This is a genomic window from Streptomyces sp. NPDC002623 (assembly GCF_053592635.1).
Genome location: NZ_JBSFWB010000012.1, coordinates 166,901 through 182,434, shown reverse-complemented (window position 1 = coordinate 182,434; position 15,534 = coordinate 166,901). Strand labels below are relative to the sequence as shown.

Here is a 15,534-nt window from a genome sequence, read left to right as displayed (position 1 = left end):
GCAAAGGGGAGAATTCCATCCGGGGAATCACTTATCCAGGGGAAGAATCCTTACCCCCCTCCCGGAGACCAGGCGGTGTGACACTGGCCGTCATGACCAGCGACGCGCATCTGAACGAGCTGGGAGAATTCCTCAAGGTGCGGAGGGCGGAGTTGAGCCCGCGCACCGTCGGCCTGCCCGACACCGCTGGCCGACGTGTGCCCGGCCTGCGCAGGGAGGAGGTCGCCCTGCTCGCCGCCATCAGCTCCGACTACTACACGCGGCTGGAGCAGGGCCGGATCCAGCCGTCCGCGACCGTGCTGGCCGCCCTCGCGCATGCCCTGCATCTGGACGACCACCAGCGTGACCACCTGTTCGAGCTGGCCGGCCGGCAGCGGTCGAGGCACCGCCCGCCAGGCGCGCAGAAGACCCAACCTCAGTTGCGCCGACTCCTCGACGATCTCACCATGAGTCCTGGGGTGGTGATCGGCCGCCGTATGGATGTCCTGGCGTGGAATCCGGTCGCGGCCGCGCTGCTCACCGACTTCGCGAAAGTGCCGGAAGACAAGCGGAACTGCGCCCGGATCCTCTTCACCGACCCCTCCATGCGGACGCTGTACGCCGACTGGCGGGCCGTCGCCCGTGACTGTGTGTCCCATCTGCGCGTGACGGCCGCCAAATACCCGAACGATCCGCGGCTGATCGGTCTGGTCGGCGAACTCTCCGTGGAGGACAGGGATTTCGGGCGGTGGTGGGGAAGCCGTCATGTGCCGTCGCGCAGGGTGGGCGTGAAGAGGTTCCACCACCCCGTCGTCGGCGAACTCGTCCTCGACTGGGACATCTTCACCTGTAGCGGCGATCCCGATCAGGAACTCGTCGTCTGGACGGCGGAGCCTGGCACACCGTCGTACGACGGGCTACGAGCGCTCGCCTCGCGGGCCACAGGTCGGTCCGGCGGGCCCGCGGCCGGTCCGGCCGACTGACGTGGCGCGCTGATTCGGCCCGTCCGACGTGGGAAAGGCAGGTGATTGCCAGACCCTGGGAGAAAATTCTCCCCCTTACCTTCGATCGGAATGCTGCGACACTGGCTGCTATGTACACCAAAGCACATTCGCCTGAACTGGGAGAATTCCTCAAGGTGTGCCGGGCTCAACTCAGCCCGCGGACGGTGGGTCTGCCAGATTCCGGGGCGCCCCGGCGGGTGCCGGGGCTGCGTCGTGAGGAGGTCGCTCAACTCGTCGGGATCAGCACCCACCTCTATGCGCGGATGGAGCAGGGGCGTGCCAGTGTGCCGAGGTCGGTGCTCGGCACGCTCGCCCGTGTCCTGCACCTCGACGACGAGAGGCGTGACCACCTTTTCGAGCTGGCCGCGAGCGGTGGGCGCGAACCGCGCCGACGACGGGCGCAGAAGGTTCATCCGCAGCTCAGACGCATCCTCGACGAGCTGACAGCGACCCCCGCGATCGTCCTGGGCCGACACCTGGACATCCTCGCCTGGAACCCGCTGGCGGCCGCGCTGCTCACCGACTTCGACCGGATCCCGGAGCAGAAGCGCAACTACGCCCGGCTGCTCTTCACCGACCCCGCCTTCCGGGAGCTCTGCCTCGACTGGAGGACGAACGCCCGAACCTGTGTCGCTCACCTGCGTCTGGAGGCCGCCAGGCACCCTGGCGACCCCGGGCTGGCCGCACTCGTCGGCGAGTTGTCGGTGGTTGACACCGACTTCCGGCAGTGGTGGGCAGGCCGGCAGATGACCGGTCTACGGATGGGCACCAAGAGGCTGCGTCACCCCATCGTCGGCGACCTCGCCCTCGACTGGGACAGCCTGACCTGCGAAGCCGCCCCCGCACAGAAGCTGCTGATCTCGACCGCGGCTCCCGGGAGCCCGTCCCATGACGGGCTGCTCTTCCTGGCGTCGTGGACCGCGGACTCGCGGACGCCGGCCCCCGACGGGGCGGTTTGACCGGGACGGGGCAGCCGGCCCGCGCCGACATACGGTGTGTGCCTTGCGTACAGCCGTCGGGTGAAAGTGCGAAGTGACGACCGCGCTCGGCCGGGGATCCCCGGCCGAGCGCAGCGGCGCAACGAGTCGGCAGCTGTCACATCACTGAGGTTTGACCGGTGTGAGGGGAACCTTGGTCACCTCTCGGGGGGTGGACGCCGGCGCCGGTGCTTTCTTCGCGGACCCGGCGGTCACCTGCTTCTTGGCCGCCCGCTTCTCGACCACGTGCTTCTTGGCTTGGTGCTTGGTGGAGCCGTGTGCCGACAGCGGCGAGCCCGGGCTCTGGGCGATGATTTTGATCTTGCTGCCGTACTGCGTCGCCAGCGGATTGGTCACCGACGCCGGGGCCATCGTTCTCAGGTCGATCTGGTCCGTGTCGTTGTTGTAGGTCGCGTCGGCCACGTAGCCGGCGTTGATCACCGCCGTGATGGCGGCGTCCTCGATCGTGGGGATCTGGTCGTTGGAGGCGAACTGACTGTACTCCCCGCCCATGTCCACCGCGGGATACGTGTAGCCCGGTGGAATCTGCAGCTGGGTGGGGACGTGTCCGCCGGTGAACACCAGAATCACGGTGGAGTTGTTGTCCACGTACTCCGTGAACGCGCCGTTGAGGTCGCCCAGGTTGATGATCTGCTGCCAGTCGGCATCGCTGATGCCCACCACCGCCGGGTCCTGCTGCGCGTACGACGGGGCGACGCCCAGGGCGATCGTCGCGGACAGGACCGCACCCGTCAGCAGTACCTTGGAAAGCCTTCTCTTCATTTTCAGTACCTCATTCCTGTTTTTTCCGTCGAGTGGCGGATGGAGCTCAGCCCGCCACGGGCACGGCGGTCCGGGGGGCGGGGGCGGAGTCCACGGCCACCACGGCCTTTCCCCTGCCCAGGCTCTTGAGGGCGACCGCAAGGCCGGCGGTGACGAGGACACCGGCCAGGACCGAGGCCGCGAACAGCAGTGGCTTGCCGAGGTGGCCGACTGCGAAGACGCCGCCGTAGGGAACGTCGATGGTCGCGCCGAGCGTCATGACCAGGCCGCCGGTGACGGCGCCGCCCGCCATGGACGCCGGCAGCGCCCGCAAGGGGTCGGTGAGGACGAAGGGGGCCGAGCCCTCAGGGATGAACGCCGCACCGAAGAGCCAGGACACCTTGCCGTAGTTCCGCTCCGCCTCGGTGAACACTGTGCGGCGCATCAGAGTGGCCAGCGTCAGGCCCAGCGGCGGGACCATGCCGGCCGCGACCACCGTAGCCATGATGGTCATGTTCATGGTGCTGTAGTGCGCTGGGTCGTCACCGGTCACCATCACAGCGCCGTAGGCGATGGCCAGCCTGGTCATCGTCCCTCCCAGGTCGCAGCAGACAAGCAGGCCCAGGAGCAGCCCCAGCGCGAGGGTGTTGTGGAACTGCAGTTCGACCAGTTCCTGGTGGAACCACTGTTCCAGGGCGGTGAGCGGCGCACCGGCGACCGCGATGACGGCGAAGGCGGTGACGAAGGTGGTCAGCAGGGGGATCAGGGCGACGGAGAGCATGCCGTGCAGCGCCGACGGGACGGGGATGCGCCGCAGCCCCCGAGTGGTCGCGCCGGCGATCAGGCCGGCGGCCAGTCCACCGAGCGCACCGGCTCCGATACCCATGGCCGCGACGCCGCCGAGGAAGCCGGAAACCATGGCAGGCCGGTCGGCCATGCCGTAGGCGACGTAGGGGGCGATGGCGATGGGGAGGCAGTTGAGGGTGAGGCCGCCCGTCTTGAACATCAGCGCGGCCCAGGTGGTGGTCTGGCTCCAGTCCGCGGCGTACAGGACGGGGGCGGCTGTCCCGGCTATGTGAGGACCGCCGAGGGCGAAGGCAAGGACCACCAGCGCAGAAGCGAGCGCGGTGAGGGCGCCCAGGTAGGGGGTGCCCGAGAGCAACCACCTGCTGATCTGGACGGCGATGTGGCGGCCCTGTGCGTCGCCGCGGTTCATCGGGGCGGGCGGGGCGGCGGCGGGAGGACGTGAGTCAGACATGGGGCGACAAACTCCAGTTGGGTGCGCGGGGCGGAAGGCAGGGGCACTGGAGACCCCGATAGGGGTCATGGTCCGAGGGCGCCAGTGGGAAGGGGGACCGGCACATGAGCGCAGCGGGCTGCTGGGCCGCGGGGATTTCGGGCGGTGTCGGCCGTCTCGGACGGCGGCCGACACCTGCGGGTCCTCCGGCAGAACTACCTGCGAGCCGGATCACTCAGTGATCGGTGTCGGTCAGAAGCTCCCAGTTCACGCTGTAGGCGGTCGACCTCCACTTCACGCCGATCATGTGCTGGGGGTGCCCACAGCAGTCATAGGCAATCCCTGAATTTATGCCGACGATCCAGGCTGCCGAGTTGGTTGAGTCGGGCACGTAGACCGGAGCGCCGGAGTCACCCGGGATAGCGAATTTCCCGTTGTTGTAATACGGGAAATTCGTCCCCCCGCGATCGAACAGGAAGCCTCTTCCGTTCTTGATGCACGTACTTCCTGGGTAGCAGACTGTGAAAGCGGTGCTGGTGATGGGGTGGCCGCAGTGGTTGTACGTCATGGAACCGCTGACGCACACCTTCGTTCCCGTGCTCGCGACCGTGTCGCCCCGTACGAACAGATCGGTCCCACTGGTGGCGGTTCCACCGCCCCACAGTTCGAAGTTGTAAGGGAAGGGGCCGGCCGCACCGCCTGGGGCCAGCATCTCTACGTCCGCGTCTCGGTCCCGCTGATAGACCGAGCCCATCCATGCTCCGGCGCTGTTGTCCAGCCTTCTGTTCCAGACGTTCTGGCCAACGGCCGTATTGCAGTGTGCCGCGGTGATCATGGCGCGCGCAGAAGTTCCGGACTCGGGTTTGACGCCGAAGCCGGCCGTGCACGATCCCCCGGTCTCCGTGATGGTGGAGGCCCCGCCGTTGAACGGCGCGTTGTCTCCGAACCTGGTGTCGATCACCGGCTCGACGCGTGCGTTGCGAGTCTCGATCGTGCCGGGGTAGGCGTCGGTCAGCGCCTTCAGCGAAGCGAGGGGTGCGTCCGTCTGGACGAGGAGTTTGTCCTTTTCGGCGTCATACATGACGGAGACGGAGTGGGTGATGGCCTCACGGTTCCACTTGCGGGCTGTCACCACGTCGCGGATCTTGTCCATCGTCGGCTGGGTGAACTGGCTGGTCTTGACCGTGATGTTCGTGCCGGCCGGGAGTTCCCCTTCGATCTTGGCCTTTTCGGCGGCGGACGTCCCCTTGGGCAGGGCCAGTACCGGGTCGGCGTCGCCATCGAAGACGCCCAGGGCGTGATGCGACCTGGAGACCGCATCCACCTTGTGCCACTGTGCCTGAGTCGGCTCTGAGGCCTTCCCCGCAGGCGACGGCAGGGGTGTGTCGGCCGCCCATGAGGAGGCGGTTCCTGTCAGGGGCAGTGCGAGGGCGGCGAGAGCCCCGACCGCCATGCCGATCATGCGCTTTGATCTCGTTCCGGGTCTCATTTTTCATCCTTCTGCGGAGAGGTTTCCGAGTTGCATTCCAGACCTGCGAATTCAGTGCTCTCGCTCTCGAATGAGACCGGGGGAGATCTTGCCCGCAGCGCCCTGGAAGCAGGGCGGAATCGTGAAGGAATCCCGCTGAGATCAAGCGGTGACCGGTGAAAGAATTCTCGAAGAGGTGCGGCCTCGCTGTTTCTCATGACCATGAGGATCGGCGCGAGGCCCCATCGAGGGCTATAGGTAGTTTTGCTGAGTGCTACCGCGAGGACGTATGGCGTGCCGTCCACCAGGTCGCTATCTGGGAGCGGGAGCCGAAGCCCATCTTGGCGAGGATGTTCAGGACGTGGGCGTCGACGGTGCGAGTGGAGCGGCCGACCGTCGAGGCGATCTGCCTGTTGCTCAGGCCCTTGGCCACGAGCGCGGCGATTTCCTGCTCCCGGGTGCTCAGCGGGCCGACGGCGTGGGCCCCGGTGGCCTGCCCGAGGTCGGGTTCCTCGTCCAGGGCCAGCGCGAGGGCTCGTTGGGGAGTGTCGTAAGAGCAGCCCTCTGTGAACGCGCTGTCGTAGGAGTCCTGGCCGATGGCGGCGATGATCGCCTGCTCGCAGCGGTCATGAGGCTCGGCGAACGCTCCGCCGCTGGTGCCGTGCAACTCCCGCGTCAGGGGACGCAACGCGCCCAGCAGCCGTGCCGCCTGCCGATGGCGGCCAAGGGCGGCAGTGCTCCAGGCCAGCATCTCCAGCGTCACTGCCACACCTGCGAAGTCGGTGAACCCCCGATGGATCTGCAGGCTCTTCTGCGCCAGCCTGTTGCTCTCCTGCGGGTCGCCGCGGAGCCAGGCCATGTAGCACAGCGTCCACAAGGCGTACGCACGACTCAGCTGCTCACCGCATGTTTCCGCAGCCGTCACCGCAGACCTGCCGGTCTGCGCTGCGCGCGGATCACCGAGGTAGAGCTGGGCCAGAGCAAGCTGAAAATGGAACATCAGTCTCGCCGGCTCCTTCCCCAGTGCGGAGAGGGCGGCCAGTGCGCTGTCCAGCAGATGCGCGGCTTCCACGGGTGATCCGCCGTAGAGTCGCGACGATCCACGGATGCCTAGGACGTAGGCGTGGATCAACGGGTCGTTCAGTCGCTCGCCCAGCTCGTCGGCCTCGTCCAGCCAGCGGTCCGCCACCTTGAGATCACCCTGCATCACCGCCGCCCAGGAAGCCGACCACAGCGCCACGGCCCGGGCTGGGACGGGGTCGGGAACGGCGGCGAGGAGCCGCTCGAACTGCCGACGCCCCTCACCCAGGAATCCGTTGCAGCACCAGTGGAAGCGCAGAGCCCCGACCAGAGCGAGGTACGTCTGGGCTTCGCCGGGCTCCGGGCCTGCGGGGCGTGCCGCACCCGCCTCCAGGCTGCCGGACTTGGACGTCACCTGTGCCGACCACCCCCGCTCCAGAGCCGCCAGCAGATCGGTGTGCTCGGCGCGGAGCCGAGCCAGGGCCTCCTCCTGCCCTGGGCCGTACCACTCGGCGGCCATACGTTCGGCGAGATCGAGGAAGAAGTGGCGATGCCGCCGAAGCAGCCACCCTTCCTCGCCGCTTTCGGCAAGCCGCTCCCGCCCGTACTGGCGGATGGTTTCCAACAATCGGTAGCGGCGTCGCCCCTCACGTTCGACGGTCAACACCAGCGACTGGGAAACAAGCCGTTGAAGAATTTCCACCACATCGTTCGGGGAGATGCCATGACCAGCGCAGACACCGTCGGCAGCGTCAGCGGCGAAATCGCCGGCGAAGATCGACAGGCGGCTCCACAACAGGCGCTCAGCGGGAGTACACAGCTCATAGCTCCAGCCGATCGCCGCCCGCAACGTGCGCTGGCGCGGCAGTGCGGCTCGGCTGCTGCCCGAGAGCAGCGCGAAGCGGTCCTCCAGCCGGTCCACCACCTGCTCCACGCTGAGTGTGCGCAGGCGAGAGGCTGCCAGCTCGATCGCCAGCGGCAGTCCGTCCAGATCGGCGCACAGCCGCACTACGTGCTCCCGATTCGCCTCGGTGATCCGGAAGGAGGCGTTCACGGCCGTCGTGCGGTCCCGCACCAGGTCGACCGCCTCCTCCGGCTGCAGGGCAGGCACAGCGAAGACCAACTCGCCCGAGACGCCCAGTGTCTGGCGGCCGGTCGCCAGAATCCGCAGGCCCGGGGCGGCCGTCAGCAGTGTCGTCACCAGTTGTGCGCAGGCATCGACGAGGTGCTCGCAGTTGTCCAGGACGATCAGTGCGCGGCGCCCGGACAGGTGTCCGATGAGCTGTTCGACAACCGGCCGGGCACCTGGGTCCGGCAGTCCCAGAGCGTTCGTGACCGCACTCGGCACCGCCGTTGTGTCATGCACAGGCGCCAAGTCGACCAGCCACACACCGCCGGGGTAGGACTTCTCGCGGCCGGCCACAGTCTCCAGGGCCAGCCGCGTCTTGCCGATGCCGCCCATCCCTGTGAGTGTCAGCAGCCGTGTCGTCCTGAGCAGTCGGCGGAGCTCGGCCAATTCGCGCCGTCTGCCGACGAAACTGGTGACAGCGGCCGGGAGGTTTCCTGCCGATGAATCCGCGATCGGTGAGGCCATTGCCGTCGCCTCTTTCCCGGATCGAAGCCCCCCGGTCCGACACGGGGGCGTAGCGATCACCTTGGATGATCTCGACGTCCCGAGAGCCAGGCCTGCACTGTCGTGGATCGGTTCCATAGAGTGACAAAACACCATAATAGTTCAGTACGGTGTCCAGGTCGGCACATGGTCTGCTCGGCGGTCTACGAGTCAACGGCCTGGTTTGTCGTCCACCAGGTCGCTACCTGGGTCCGGCAGCCGAAGCCGAGCTTGGCCAGAATCTTCCGGACGTGGTTGTCGATCGTGCGCATGGAGCATCCGAGCAGTGAAGCGATCTGTCGATTGCTCATGCTCTGGGCCAGCAGGGCCGCCACCTCCTGCTCACGCCCGGTGAGCGTATCCGGGGCCCGAGACGCGGCGGTGGGAACGACGGGTTCGCTGCCGGTGCTCAGCGCGTAGTGAATTGCCTGAGCGGGAGTTCCCCGCCGGTCTCCCTCAGCCAGTGCCTTTCGGTACGCCGCGGATCCCAGGGCGCGTACGACTGTCCGCTCGCACCTGGCGTGCTCCTCGGCAATGTGGGGGCCGAACGCGGAGATGTCGGTGCCGATGTCCCGCAGCAGAGCGTGCGCCGCGCCCAGGAGTTGTGCGGCCCGATGGTGGGATGCGCGGTCGCTCGGCTGACCGCCGGCGACCGTGGCCCAGGCCAGCAGCTCCACCTTGAACATCACGCCGATGTGGTCGTTGAAGCCCTGCTTGAGTTCGAGCGCGGCCCGAGTGCAAGCCTTCGACGCTGCTGGATCGCCATGCTTCAAAGCGTCGTAGCCCAGCGCCCACAGCACGTGTGCCCGCCCCCACTTGTCGCCGCAGGCCTCAGCGAGGGCAAGTGCACGTCTCCCGGTCTCCGCCGCACGGGGATCGCCGAGACCGGTCTGCACGAGGGTCAACTGGAACAGCGGGAAGATCGCATCAGAGCTCTCGTCCGGGGACGTACGGGCCGCTGCCGCCGCGAGCAGATCCCTGGCGTCCTCCAGTTGCCCCCGAGCGACGGCCAGGAGACCACGGAAGACCTGGACGTGCGCCCGTGCCGCCGAGAGGCTCAACTGCTGGGAAAGCACGTCCGCCTCGGTCAGCCACCGGTCAGCCGCTGCCGAGTCGCCCTGGAGCAGTGCCACCCACGTAGCGGCCAGCAGGGCTTCGGCCCGCAGGGGTGTGGGATCGGGGGCTTTCGCCAGCGTGCGGTCGAACCAGCGACGGCCCTCACCGAGAAATCCGCCGACGCACCAGTGATAACGCAGCGCGGCGGTCAGCGCCAAGGCGGTATGCGGGTCATCGCTCCGGGCGAGTGCGGCCAGGAGGTTGCCGTGCTCGGTCCTCAGCCGGGCCAGGTTCTCGACCTGCCGAGGGCTGTGCCATTCGGCGTCGACGTCTTGGGCGAGACCGAGGTAGAAGTCCCGGTGCCGACGCACCAGGTGCTGTTGCTCGCCGGACTCGGCCAGTCGTTCCCGCCCGTACTCACGGATGGTCTCCAGCATGTGGTACCGAGGCCGGCCGTCAGGCCGGCACATCAGCACGACGGACTGGGCCACCAGCCGATCCATCAGATCCAGCACATTCGGTCGGGCAATGCCGTTGCCTGAGCATATGGCTTCGGCCGCGTCCAGACTGAAGCTGCCCGCGAACACCGACGCCCGATTCCACAGCAACTGCTCGGCCGGATCGCATAGCTCGTAGCTGTACTCGATCGCCGCCCGCAGGGTGCGCTGGCGCGGCATCGCGGTCCGGTCGACGCCGGCGGATGGTCCGGACCGGTCCTCCAGGGTGTCCAACACCTGCTGCGGGGTAAGTGTCCGCAGACGGGACGCGGCCAGTTCGATCGCCAGCGGCAGTCCGTCCAGCTCCGCACAGAGCCGCTTGGCGGCCTCGAGATGCGCCTCGGAGATGCGACGGCCCGCCTGTACGGCAGTGGCGCGCACTCTCAGTAGTTCCACGGCGTCGCGCACAGGCAGGGGCATGACGGTCAGGACGTGCTCGCCGGGGATGTGCAGCGTGTGGCGGCTCGTGGCCAGAATGCGCAGCTCGGGCGCCGCCGGGAGGAGCGCCTGGATCAGCCCGGCGCAGGCGTCGGCCTGGTGCTCGCAATTGTCCAGCACGATCAGCGCGCGGCGCCGAGCGAGATGTTGGGCGAGCTGAGCGACAGCCGACCTGGTGCCGGGATCGGGAGCGTGCAGAGCGGCTGCTGCCGCGCTCGCCACGGCCGAGGGATCCTGCACCGGAGCCAGATCCACCAGCCATACGCCGTCCGGAAAACGCTCCCGGAGCGTGCCTGCACTCTCCAGAGCCAGTCGTGTCTTGCCCACCCCGCCCGGTCCGGTCAGCGTCAGCAGACGCACTGCATCAAGGCGGTTGCGGATCTCGGCAATGTCGCGCCGCCTGCCCACGAGAGGGGTGAGGGCGGTAAGGGAGGGCAGGTTCCCGGTTCGAGAGGTGTAAACGGTCAAGGCGCCCTTCCGTCAGCTCGTTGTCGAGTTCCAACGGCTCGCAGTCGTCCTGGAACTTCACGGGCGCCCCTGGGCACCGGCAGCCTGCTTCGTTGCGAGCGCATGGGGGGCCGAGACCGGTCGTGCGGCCGTACACGGTGGCTGTAGCCCGTCGCTTTGCAGACGAAGGGCAATGGTCACGAGCGCGTTTCTCCGGCGGCCCCGAACGGGAGGATTGCCTACCCGGAGGACGATAGGGAGGGGAAGATTTCCTCCCCCTCACAGCTGGGCTGACCCGGCGGGTCAGCCCACCCGCCCGCTGTTCGAGCCCGGCAGCTGTGACGTCAGGTCCTCGACCAGTTCGACCAGGTCCGTCGATCGGTCGGGCCCCCACCAGTCGCCGAGCAGTTCGGCGAAGGCGTCGTCGCGTGCCGCCGACAGCTTTGCCGCGGCCTCGCGCCCGGCATCGGTGAGGAGCAGTTCCATGTCCTCGCGGACGGCCAGCTGCTCCTGCTCGATCTGCTGCAGGGCAGCCTCGATCACTGGCAGCGGCACCTGGCTGTACTCGGCGAGCCGCGTCGGCGACAGCGACCTTTCCGGTCGCAGCGCCCGCAGCAGCAGCCAGCTGGAGGCGGGCAGCAGGTCGTATCCGGCCTTGGCCGTAATCCGCTCGTAGATGCCGCGCCGTCCCTCCCGCGACCCGAGCACGGACAGGGCCCGCTGCACCTCCTCGCGAGAGGTGCGGTGCACGGGGTGGGCGCTGAGGGTCTGCGCCATGTCGGGCGCGGTGACCGAACCGCGCAGCCTGTCCTCCTTGAGCAGCCAGGCCAACGCGAAGGCGAGCAGGACGATCGGGGCCGCGTAGAGGAACACGTCGGTGATCGAGGTGGCGTAGGCGTGCAGCGCAGGCGGGCGCAGCTCGGGCGGGAGTCGGTCCATGGCACGGGGGTCGGCTTCGAGCGCGGCGGCGGACTGCGACTGCGTGGGGCCCGTGAAGGCTCCGCGTAGCTTGTCGTCGAGGCGGCTGGTGAAGAGCGTGCCGAAGACGGCGACCCCGAACGCGGAGCCGATCGACCGGAAGAACGTGACCCCCGAGGTGGCAACGCCCAGGTCCTCGTACGACACCGCGTTCTGCACGATCAGGACGAGCACCTGCATGACCAGGCCGAGCCCGAAGCCGAAGACGAAGAAGTACAGGCTCATCTCGAGGTCGCCGGAGGACTCCGTGAGCCGGTGCAGAAGCAACAGTCCCGCGGCGGTGACAGCGGTGCCGAGCACCGGGAAGATCTTCCAGCGTCCGGTACGGGAGACGACCTGGCCCGACAACGTGGACGTCAGCAGCAGCCCGAGGACCATCGGCAGCATGTGCACGCCGGACATGGTGGGTGTCACAACTCGCACGACTTGGAGGAATGTCGGCAGGTAGGTCATCGCGCCGAACATCGCGAAGCCGATCACGAAGCTGATGGCCGAGGAGAGCGCGAACGTACGGATCCGGAACAGCTTCAGCGGAAGCACCGGCTCGGCGGCCCTGCGCTCGACGAACAGGAACCACACGAGCAGTACGGCGCCCAGGACCGCGGTCCCGGTCAGCGGGGCCGACGTCCATCCCCAGGTCCTGCCGCCGAGCGAGGTCACAAGGATCAGACAGGTGGCGACGGCCGCGATCAGGAGCGTGCCGAGATAGTCGATCCGGTGTTTCTCGGCCCGGCCCGGGATCCGTAGCGCGGCGGCGATCACCACGAGGGCGACGGCGCCGACCGGCAGGTTGATGTAGAAGACCCAGCGCCAGCTCAGACGGTCCACGAACAGTCCGCCGAGCAGCGGCCCGAGGACGCTGGTCGCGCCGAAGACGGCACCGAACAGGCCCTGGTAGCGGCCCCGGTCCCGGGGCGGCACGATGTCGCCCACGATGGCCATCGACAGAACCATCAGGCCACCGCCGCCAAGGCCCTGCACCGCGCGGAAGGCGATCAGCTGGGACATGTCCTGTGCCAGACCGCACAGCGCTGATCCGATCAGGAAGATCACGATCGCGGCCTGGAAGAGCTTCTTGCGGCCGTACTGGTCGCCCAGCTTGCCCCACAGCGGCGTCGCCGCGGTCGAGGCGAGCAGGTAGGCGGTGACGACCCAGGACAGGTGGCTCATCCCGCCGAGGTCACTGACGATGGTCGGCAGCGCGGTGGAGACGATGGTCTGGTCGAGTGCCGAGATGAGCATGCCGAGCAGCAGCGCGCCGATGGACACCCGCACCCTGTGCCGGTGCTTCGCCGCAGGCTGCGGGTCCACTGCCTGTTCGCCCACGTCCTGGGCCATTGCCGCCTCCTGAAGTCGAGTCCTTCGTGACCTTGTCAGCGCGGCATTACGTCGGAATTCGAATATGGGGCAATTCCGTACGGCACCTCGGCCCGTCACACTTTCCCGGGTGGGCCTCTCCCTTTTCGGAGCGCCCTCGTGCGCTGAATCATCAGCAGGAATTCCCTCTGCCGATTCCTCTGGTCCGGGCAGGTCGCGCCACTGACGATAGCTGCCGGGCAGGAACATGTGCATTGCTGTATGGGGGGAGGGATCCATCCCCTGGATAACTCGTACCAGGGAGGGAAAACGTCCTCTTTACTTTCTTCTCCGTAAGGGGGAATTTATTGTCGACGCAGACTGCGGAAATGGATACACAGACCTGACGCGCGCCGGCAGCCGGACGGCGCGTTGTCACGACCCCTGGATGTTCGTCGCGTGGGCTGCTGTGAACGTCCGCGAACGTCCGCTCTGTCGAGTCTCGGGCCGAAGGAAGCGAGTCACGGATGGCCAGAGCCACACCCCCGGCGCGTAGCGCCGTAAGTCCTCCCGCAGACACGGCACGGGCCGGCGCACTGCTTCCCCTCGCACTGGTCGCCGCGTACTACGGCGACTACATCGCGGTGATGTCCCCGCCCACGGTCAGCAAGGCGCTGCGGGTGCGTGACGTCGTCGGTGAGGGTCAGCGGGTCTCCACGTTGAGCACGGTGCTGTCCGTCGGCGCCTTCGCCGCCGCGATCGCCTCCCCGCTCCGGGGCGCCCTGTCCGACCGCACCACCCTGCGCTTCGGGAAACGCCGGACATGGCTGGTGATCGGCCCGATCGAACCAGGGATGCGGGGCCGGGTCAGCGGCTTGATGGGCCCCGCCATGCCCGTCGGGATGGTCGCCGCAACCCTGTTGGTCAGCCTGCTGGACTTCAGCCCCGCACTGATGCTGCTCGTCCCCGGCCTCATCGGCGTGGCAGGTGCGGCTTTGCTTGTCGCCGTCGTCCCCGATGCGCCCGCCGACAAGACCGCCCTCCCGCCCCTCGGCCCGCGGGTTCTTCTCCAGCTTCTACGTGAACCCGCGCCGCCACCCCGCCTACGCCTGGGCCTTCGTCAGTCGGTTCCTGATGTTCTCCGGCGTCTTCTCATCGTCGGAGCCGACGACAGCTATCCGCCGTTGGTCGTGGTCGGCGCCGTTTGCTCGGCCCTCGCCATTGCCGCACTCGCGGGCGTGCGCGGCGTCAGGTGACGCGCACACGACCACCGCGGATCGCGCTCGTGACCCCCACGTTCCAGGAGCGATCATGACCACCCAGACCCCCCGCGCGGATGCCCTCGTCCTCTTCGGCGTCACCGGCGACCTCGCCAAGAAGATGCTGCTGCCTGCCTTGTACCACCTGACCCGCCAGGGCTTCCTCGACGTGCCCGTCATCGGCGTCGGCCGCAGCGACTGGGATGACGAACAGGTGCGCCGGCATGCTCGCGAGGTGCTGAGCGTCGCGGAAGTCCCGCTGGATGAGGGAGTGTTCGACAAGTTCGCCGCGCTGCTGAGCTATGCCCGCGTCGACTACGACGACCCCGCGACCTTCACCGCACTCGCCGACCGGGTCCGCTCGCACGGCTTCCTGACGCACTGCGTCGCCCTGCCGCCGTCCACCTACCCCGTCATCGCCCAGCGACTGGCCGAAGCCGGTCTGGCCGCCAACGCCCGGCTCGTCGTCGAGAAGCCCTTCGGCCACGACCTGCGCTCCGCCCGCGCCCTGCAGAGCGAACTGACCCGGCACTTTCCCGAGGAACGACTGCGCCGCGTCGACCACTTCCTCGCCAAGGACGTCATCGAGGACCTGCTGGCCTTCCGCTTCGGCAACACCACCATCAACGCCGTACTGGACCGCCGCTTCGTACGCAGCGTCCAGATCACCATGGCCGAGGACTTCGACGTGGCCGACCGCGGCGGCTTCTACGACGCGACGGGCTGTCTGCGCGACGTGGTCCAGAACCACCTGCTGCAGATGCTCGCCTACTTCGTCATGGACGCGCCGCACACCGGCTCGGCCCCCGATGTCCTCGACGAACGCATCCGTGCCCTCCGCGCGGTCCGTACCGTCCGGCCCGAGAATTACGTACGCGGTCAGTACGACGGCTACCTCGACGTCGAGGGCGTCAAGGCGGGATCGACCACCGACACCTACTGCGCCCTGCGCACCTGGGTGAACCTCGATCGCTGGGCCAGGGTCCCCTTCACGATCCGGGCGGGCAAGGCCATGGCTGCCACCGCCATCGAGATCGTCGTCGAACTACACCGACCCGTCGCGGGCCTTTACCGCACTGCCGGCGCTCAGCAGGCTCCTGCGAACCTGCTGCGTTTCCGCATCAGCCCTCGCGCGGGCGTCACCTTCGATCTGCTCGCCCAGCACGAGGGAGAGGCCGGCGAGGTCGACCAGGTATCCGCGACGCTCGACTTCGCCCACCTGACCGGAAGCAACTCCGTCGCGTACACCCATGTACTGGCCGACGCGATCACCGGCGACCCGCGCCGCTTCACCACCATGGACATGGTCGAGGAGCTCTGGCGCATCGTCGGCCCCGTCCTCGACCTGCCCGGCGCGCCCCACCACTACGACGTCGGCAGCTGGGGTCCCGTGGAAGCCGACCACCTGGCCACCGACGGCCGCTGGCTGCCCCTGGAACAGGCCTAGCCCAGGCCTGGCCCGGCCTGCCCCGTACTCGACTGGACACCACCCATGGCTACCCCC

At 68.0% G+C, this 15,534-nt stretch carries 10 protein-coding genes; 4 read left to right on the top strand and 6 right to left on the bottom strand.

Annotated features, from left to right (window positions below):
* Nucleotides 1–92: 92 nt before the first annotated feature.
* Nucleotides 93–962, top strand: coding sequence for a helix-turn-helix domain-containing protein (locus ACWD4O_RS23280; RefSeq protein ID WP_451282429.1), 870 nt, complete (start codon nucleotides 93–95; stop codon nucleotides 960–962).
* 110 nt (nucleotides 963–1,072) lie between these two features.
* Nucleotides 1,073–1,942, top strand: a complete 870-nt coding sequence (locus ACWD4O_RS23275) for a helix-turn-helix domain-containing protein (protein ID WP_451282427.1) — start codon at nucleotides 1,073–1,075, stop codon at nucleotides 1,940–1,942.
* A gap of 141 nt (nucleotides 1,943–2,083) precedes the next feature.
* Here ACWD4O_RS23275 and ACWD4O_RS23270 read toward each other — a convergent pair whose 3' ends face one another.
* From ACWD4O_RS23270 to ACWD4O_RS23245, 6 genes are all read right to left on the bottom strand, one after another.
* The gene (locus tag ACWD4O_RS23270) at nucleotides 2,084–2,743 is read right to left on the bottom strand and encodes a hypothetical protein (RefSeq protein WP_451282426.1); all 660 of its coding nucleotides are present in this window, start codon (nucleotides 2,741–2,743) and stop codon (nucleotides 2,084–2,086) included.
* Between the two features lie 46 nt (nucleotides 2,744–2,789).
* Complete coding sequence (locus tag ACWD4O_RS23265) at nucleotides 2,790–3,980, bottom strand: fructose-specific PTS transporter subunit EIIC (RefSeq protein WP_451282424.1); 1,191 nt, start codon at nucleotides 3,978–3,980, stop codon at nucleotides 2,790–2,792.
* 214 nt (nucleotides 3,981–4,194) lie between these two features.
* Entirely contained in the window at nucleotides 4,195–5,421 is a 1,227-nt protein-coding gene (locus ACWD4O_RS23260) for a S1 family peptidase (RefSeq protein WP_451282422.1), read from the bottom strand.
* A gap of 280 nt (nucleotides 5,422–5,701) precedes the next feature.
* On the bottom strand, nucleotides 5,702–8,041 hold the full coding sequence (locus tag ACWD4O_RS23255) for an ATP-binding protein (RefSeq protein ID WP_451282576.1): 2,340 nt from the start codon (nucleotides 8,039–8,041) through the stop codon (nucleotides 5,702–5,704).
* Nucleotides 8,042–8,223: 182 nt separating this feature from the next.
* The gene (locus tag ACWD4O_RS23250) at nucleotides 8,224–10,518 is read right to left on the bottom strand and encodes a LuxR C-terminal-related transcriptional regulator (protein WP_451282420.1); all 2,295 of its coding nucleotides are present in this window, start codon (nucleotides 10,516–10,518) and stop codon (nucleotides 8,224–8,226) included.
* A gap of 282 nt (nucleotides 10,519–10,800) precedes the next feature.
* Nucleotides 10,801–12,813, bottom strand: a complete 2,013-nt coding sequence (locus ACWD4O_RS23245; protein WP_451282418.1) for a DHA2 family efflux MFS transporter permease subunit — start codon at nucleotides 12,811–12,813, stop codon at nucleotides 10,801–10,803.
* 485 nt (nucleotides 12,814–13,298) lie between these two features.
* Between ACWD4O_RS23245 and ACWD4O_RS23240 the strand changes: the two genes are divergently transcribed.
* Nucleotides 13,299–14,027 carry an MFS transporter gene (locus ACWD4O_RS23240; protein WP_451282416.1) on the top strand — a complete coding sequence of 243 codons (729 nt, stop codon included), beginning with the start codon at nucleotides 13,299–13,301 and terminating at the stop codon, nucleotides 14,025–14,027.
* A gap of 55 nt (nucleotides 14,028–14,082) precedes the next feature.
* On the top strand, nucleotides 14,083–15,477 hold the full coding sequence (zwf, locus tag ACWD4O_RS23235) for a glucose-6-phosphate dehydrogenase (RefSeq protein ID WP_451282414.1): 1,395 nt from the start codon (nucleotides 14,083–14,085) through the stop codon (nucleotides 15,475–15,477).
* Nucleotides 15,478–15,534 lie beyond the last annotated feature (57 nt).

What these genes read in the sequence shown, in the direction of transcription:
- ACWD4O_RS23245 (WP_451282418.1), bottom strand. Translation starts at nt 12,813, where the DNA reads ATGGCCCAGGACGTGGGCGAACAGGCAGTGGACCCGCAGCCTGCGGCG.
- ACWD4O_RS23260 (WP_451282422.1), bottom strand. Translation starts at nt 5,421, where the DNA reads ATGATCGGCATGGCGGTCGGGGCTCTCGCCGCCCTCGCACTGCCCCTG.
- ACWD4O_RS23280 (WP_451282429.1), top strand. Translation starts at nt 93, where the DNA reads ATGACCAGCGACGCGCATCTGAACGAGCTGGGAGAATTCCTCAAGGTG.
- ACWD4O_RS23240 (WP_451282416.1), top strand. Translation starts at nt 13,299, where the DNA reads ATGGCCAGAGCCACACCCCCGGCGCGTAGCGCCGTAAGTCCTCCCGCA.
- ACWD4O_RS23270 (WP_451282426.1), bottom strand. Translation starts at nt 2,743, where the DNA reads ATGAAGAGAAGGCTTTCCAAGGTACTGCTGACGGGTGCGGTCCTGTCC.
- ACWD4O_RS23265 (WP_451282424.1), bottom strand. Translation starts at nt 3,980, where the DNA reads ATGTCTGACTCACGTCCTCCCGCCGCCGCCCCGCCCGCCCCGATGAAC.
- ACWD4O_RS23255 (WP_451282576.1), bottom strand. Translation starts at nt 8,041, where the DNA reads ATGGCCTCACCGATCGCGGATTCATCGGCAGGAAACCTCCCGGCCGCT.
- zwf (WP_451282414.1), top strand. Translation starts at nt 14,083, where the DNA reads ATGACCACCCAGACCCCCCGCGCGGATGCCCTCGTCCTCTTCGGCGTC.
- ACWD4O_RS23275 (WP_451282427.1), top strand. Translation starts at nt 1,073, where the DNA reads ATGTACACCAAAGCACATTCGCCTGAACTGGGAGAATTCCTCAAGGTG.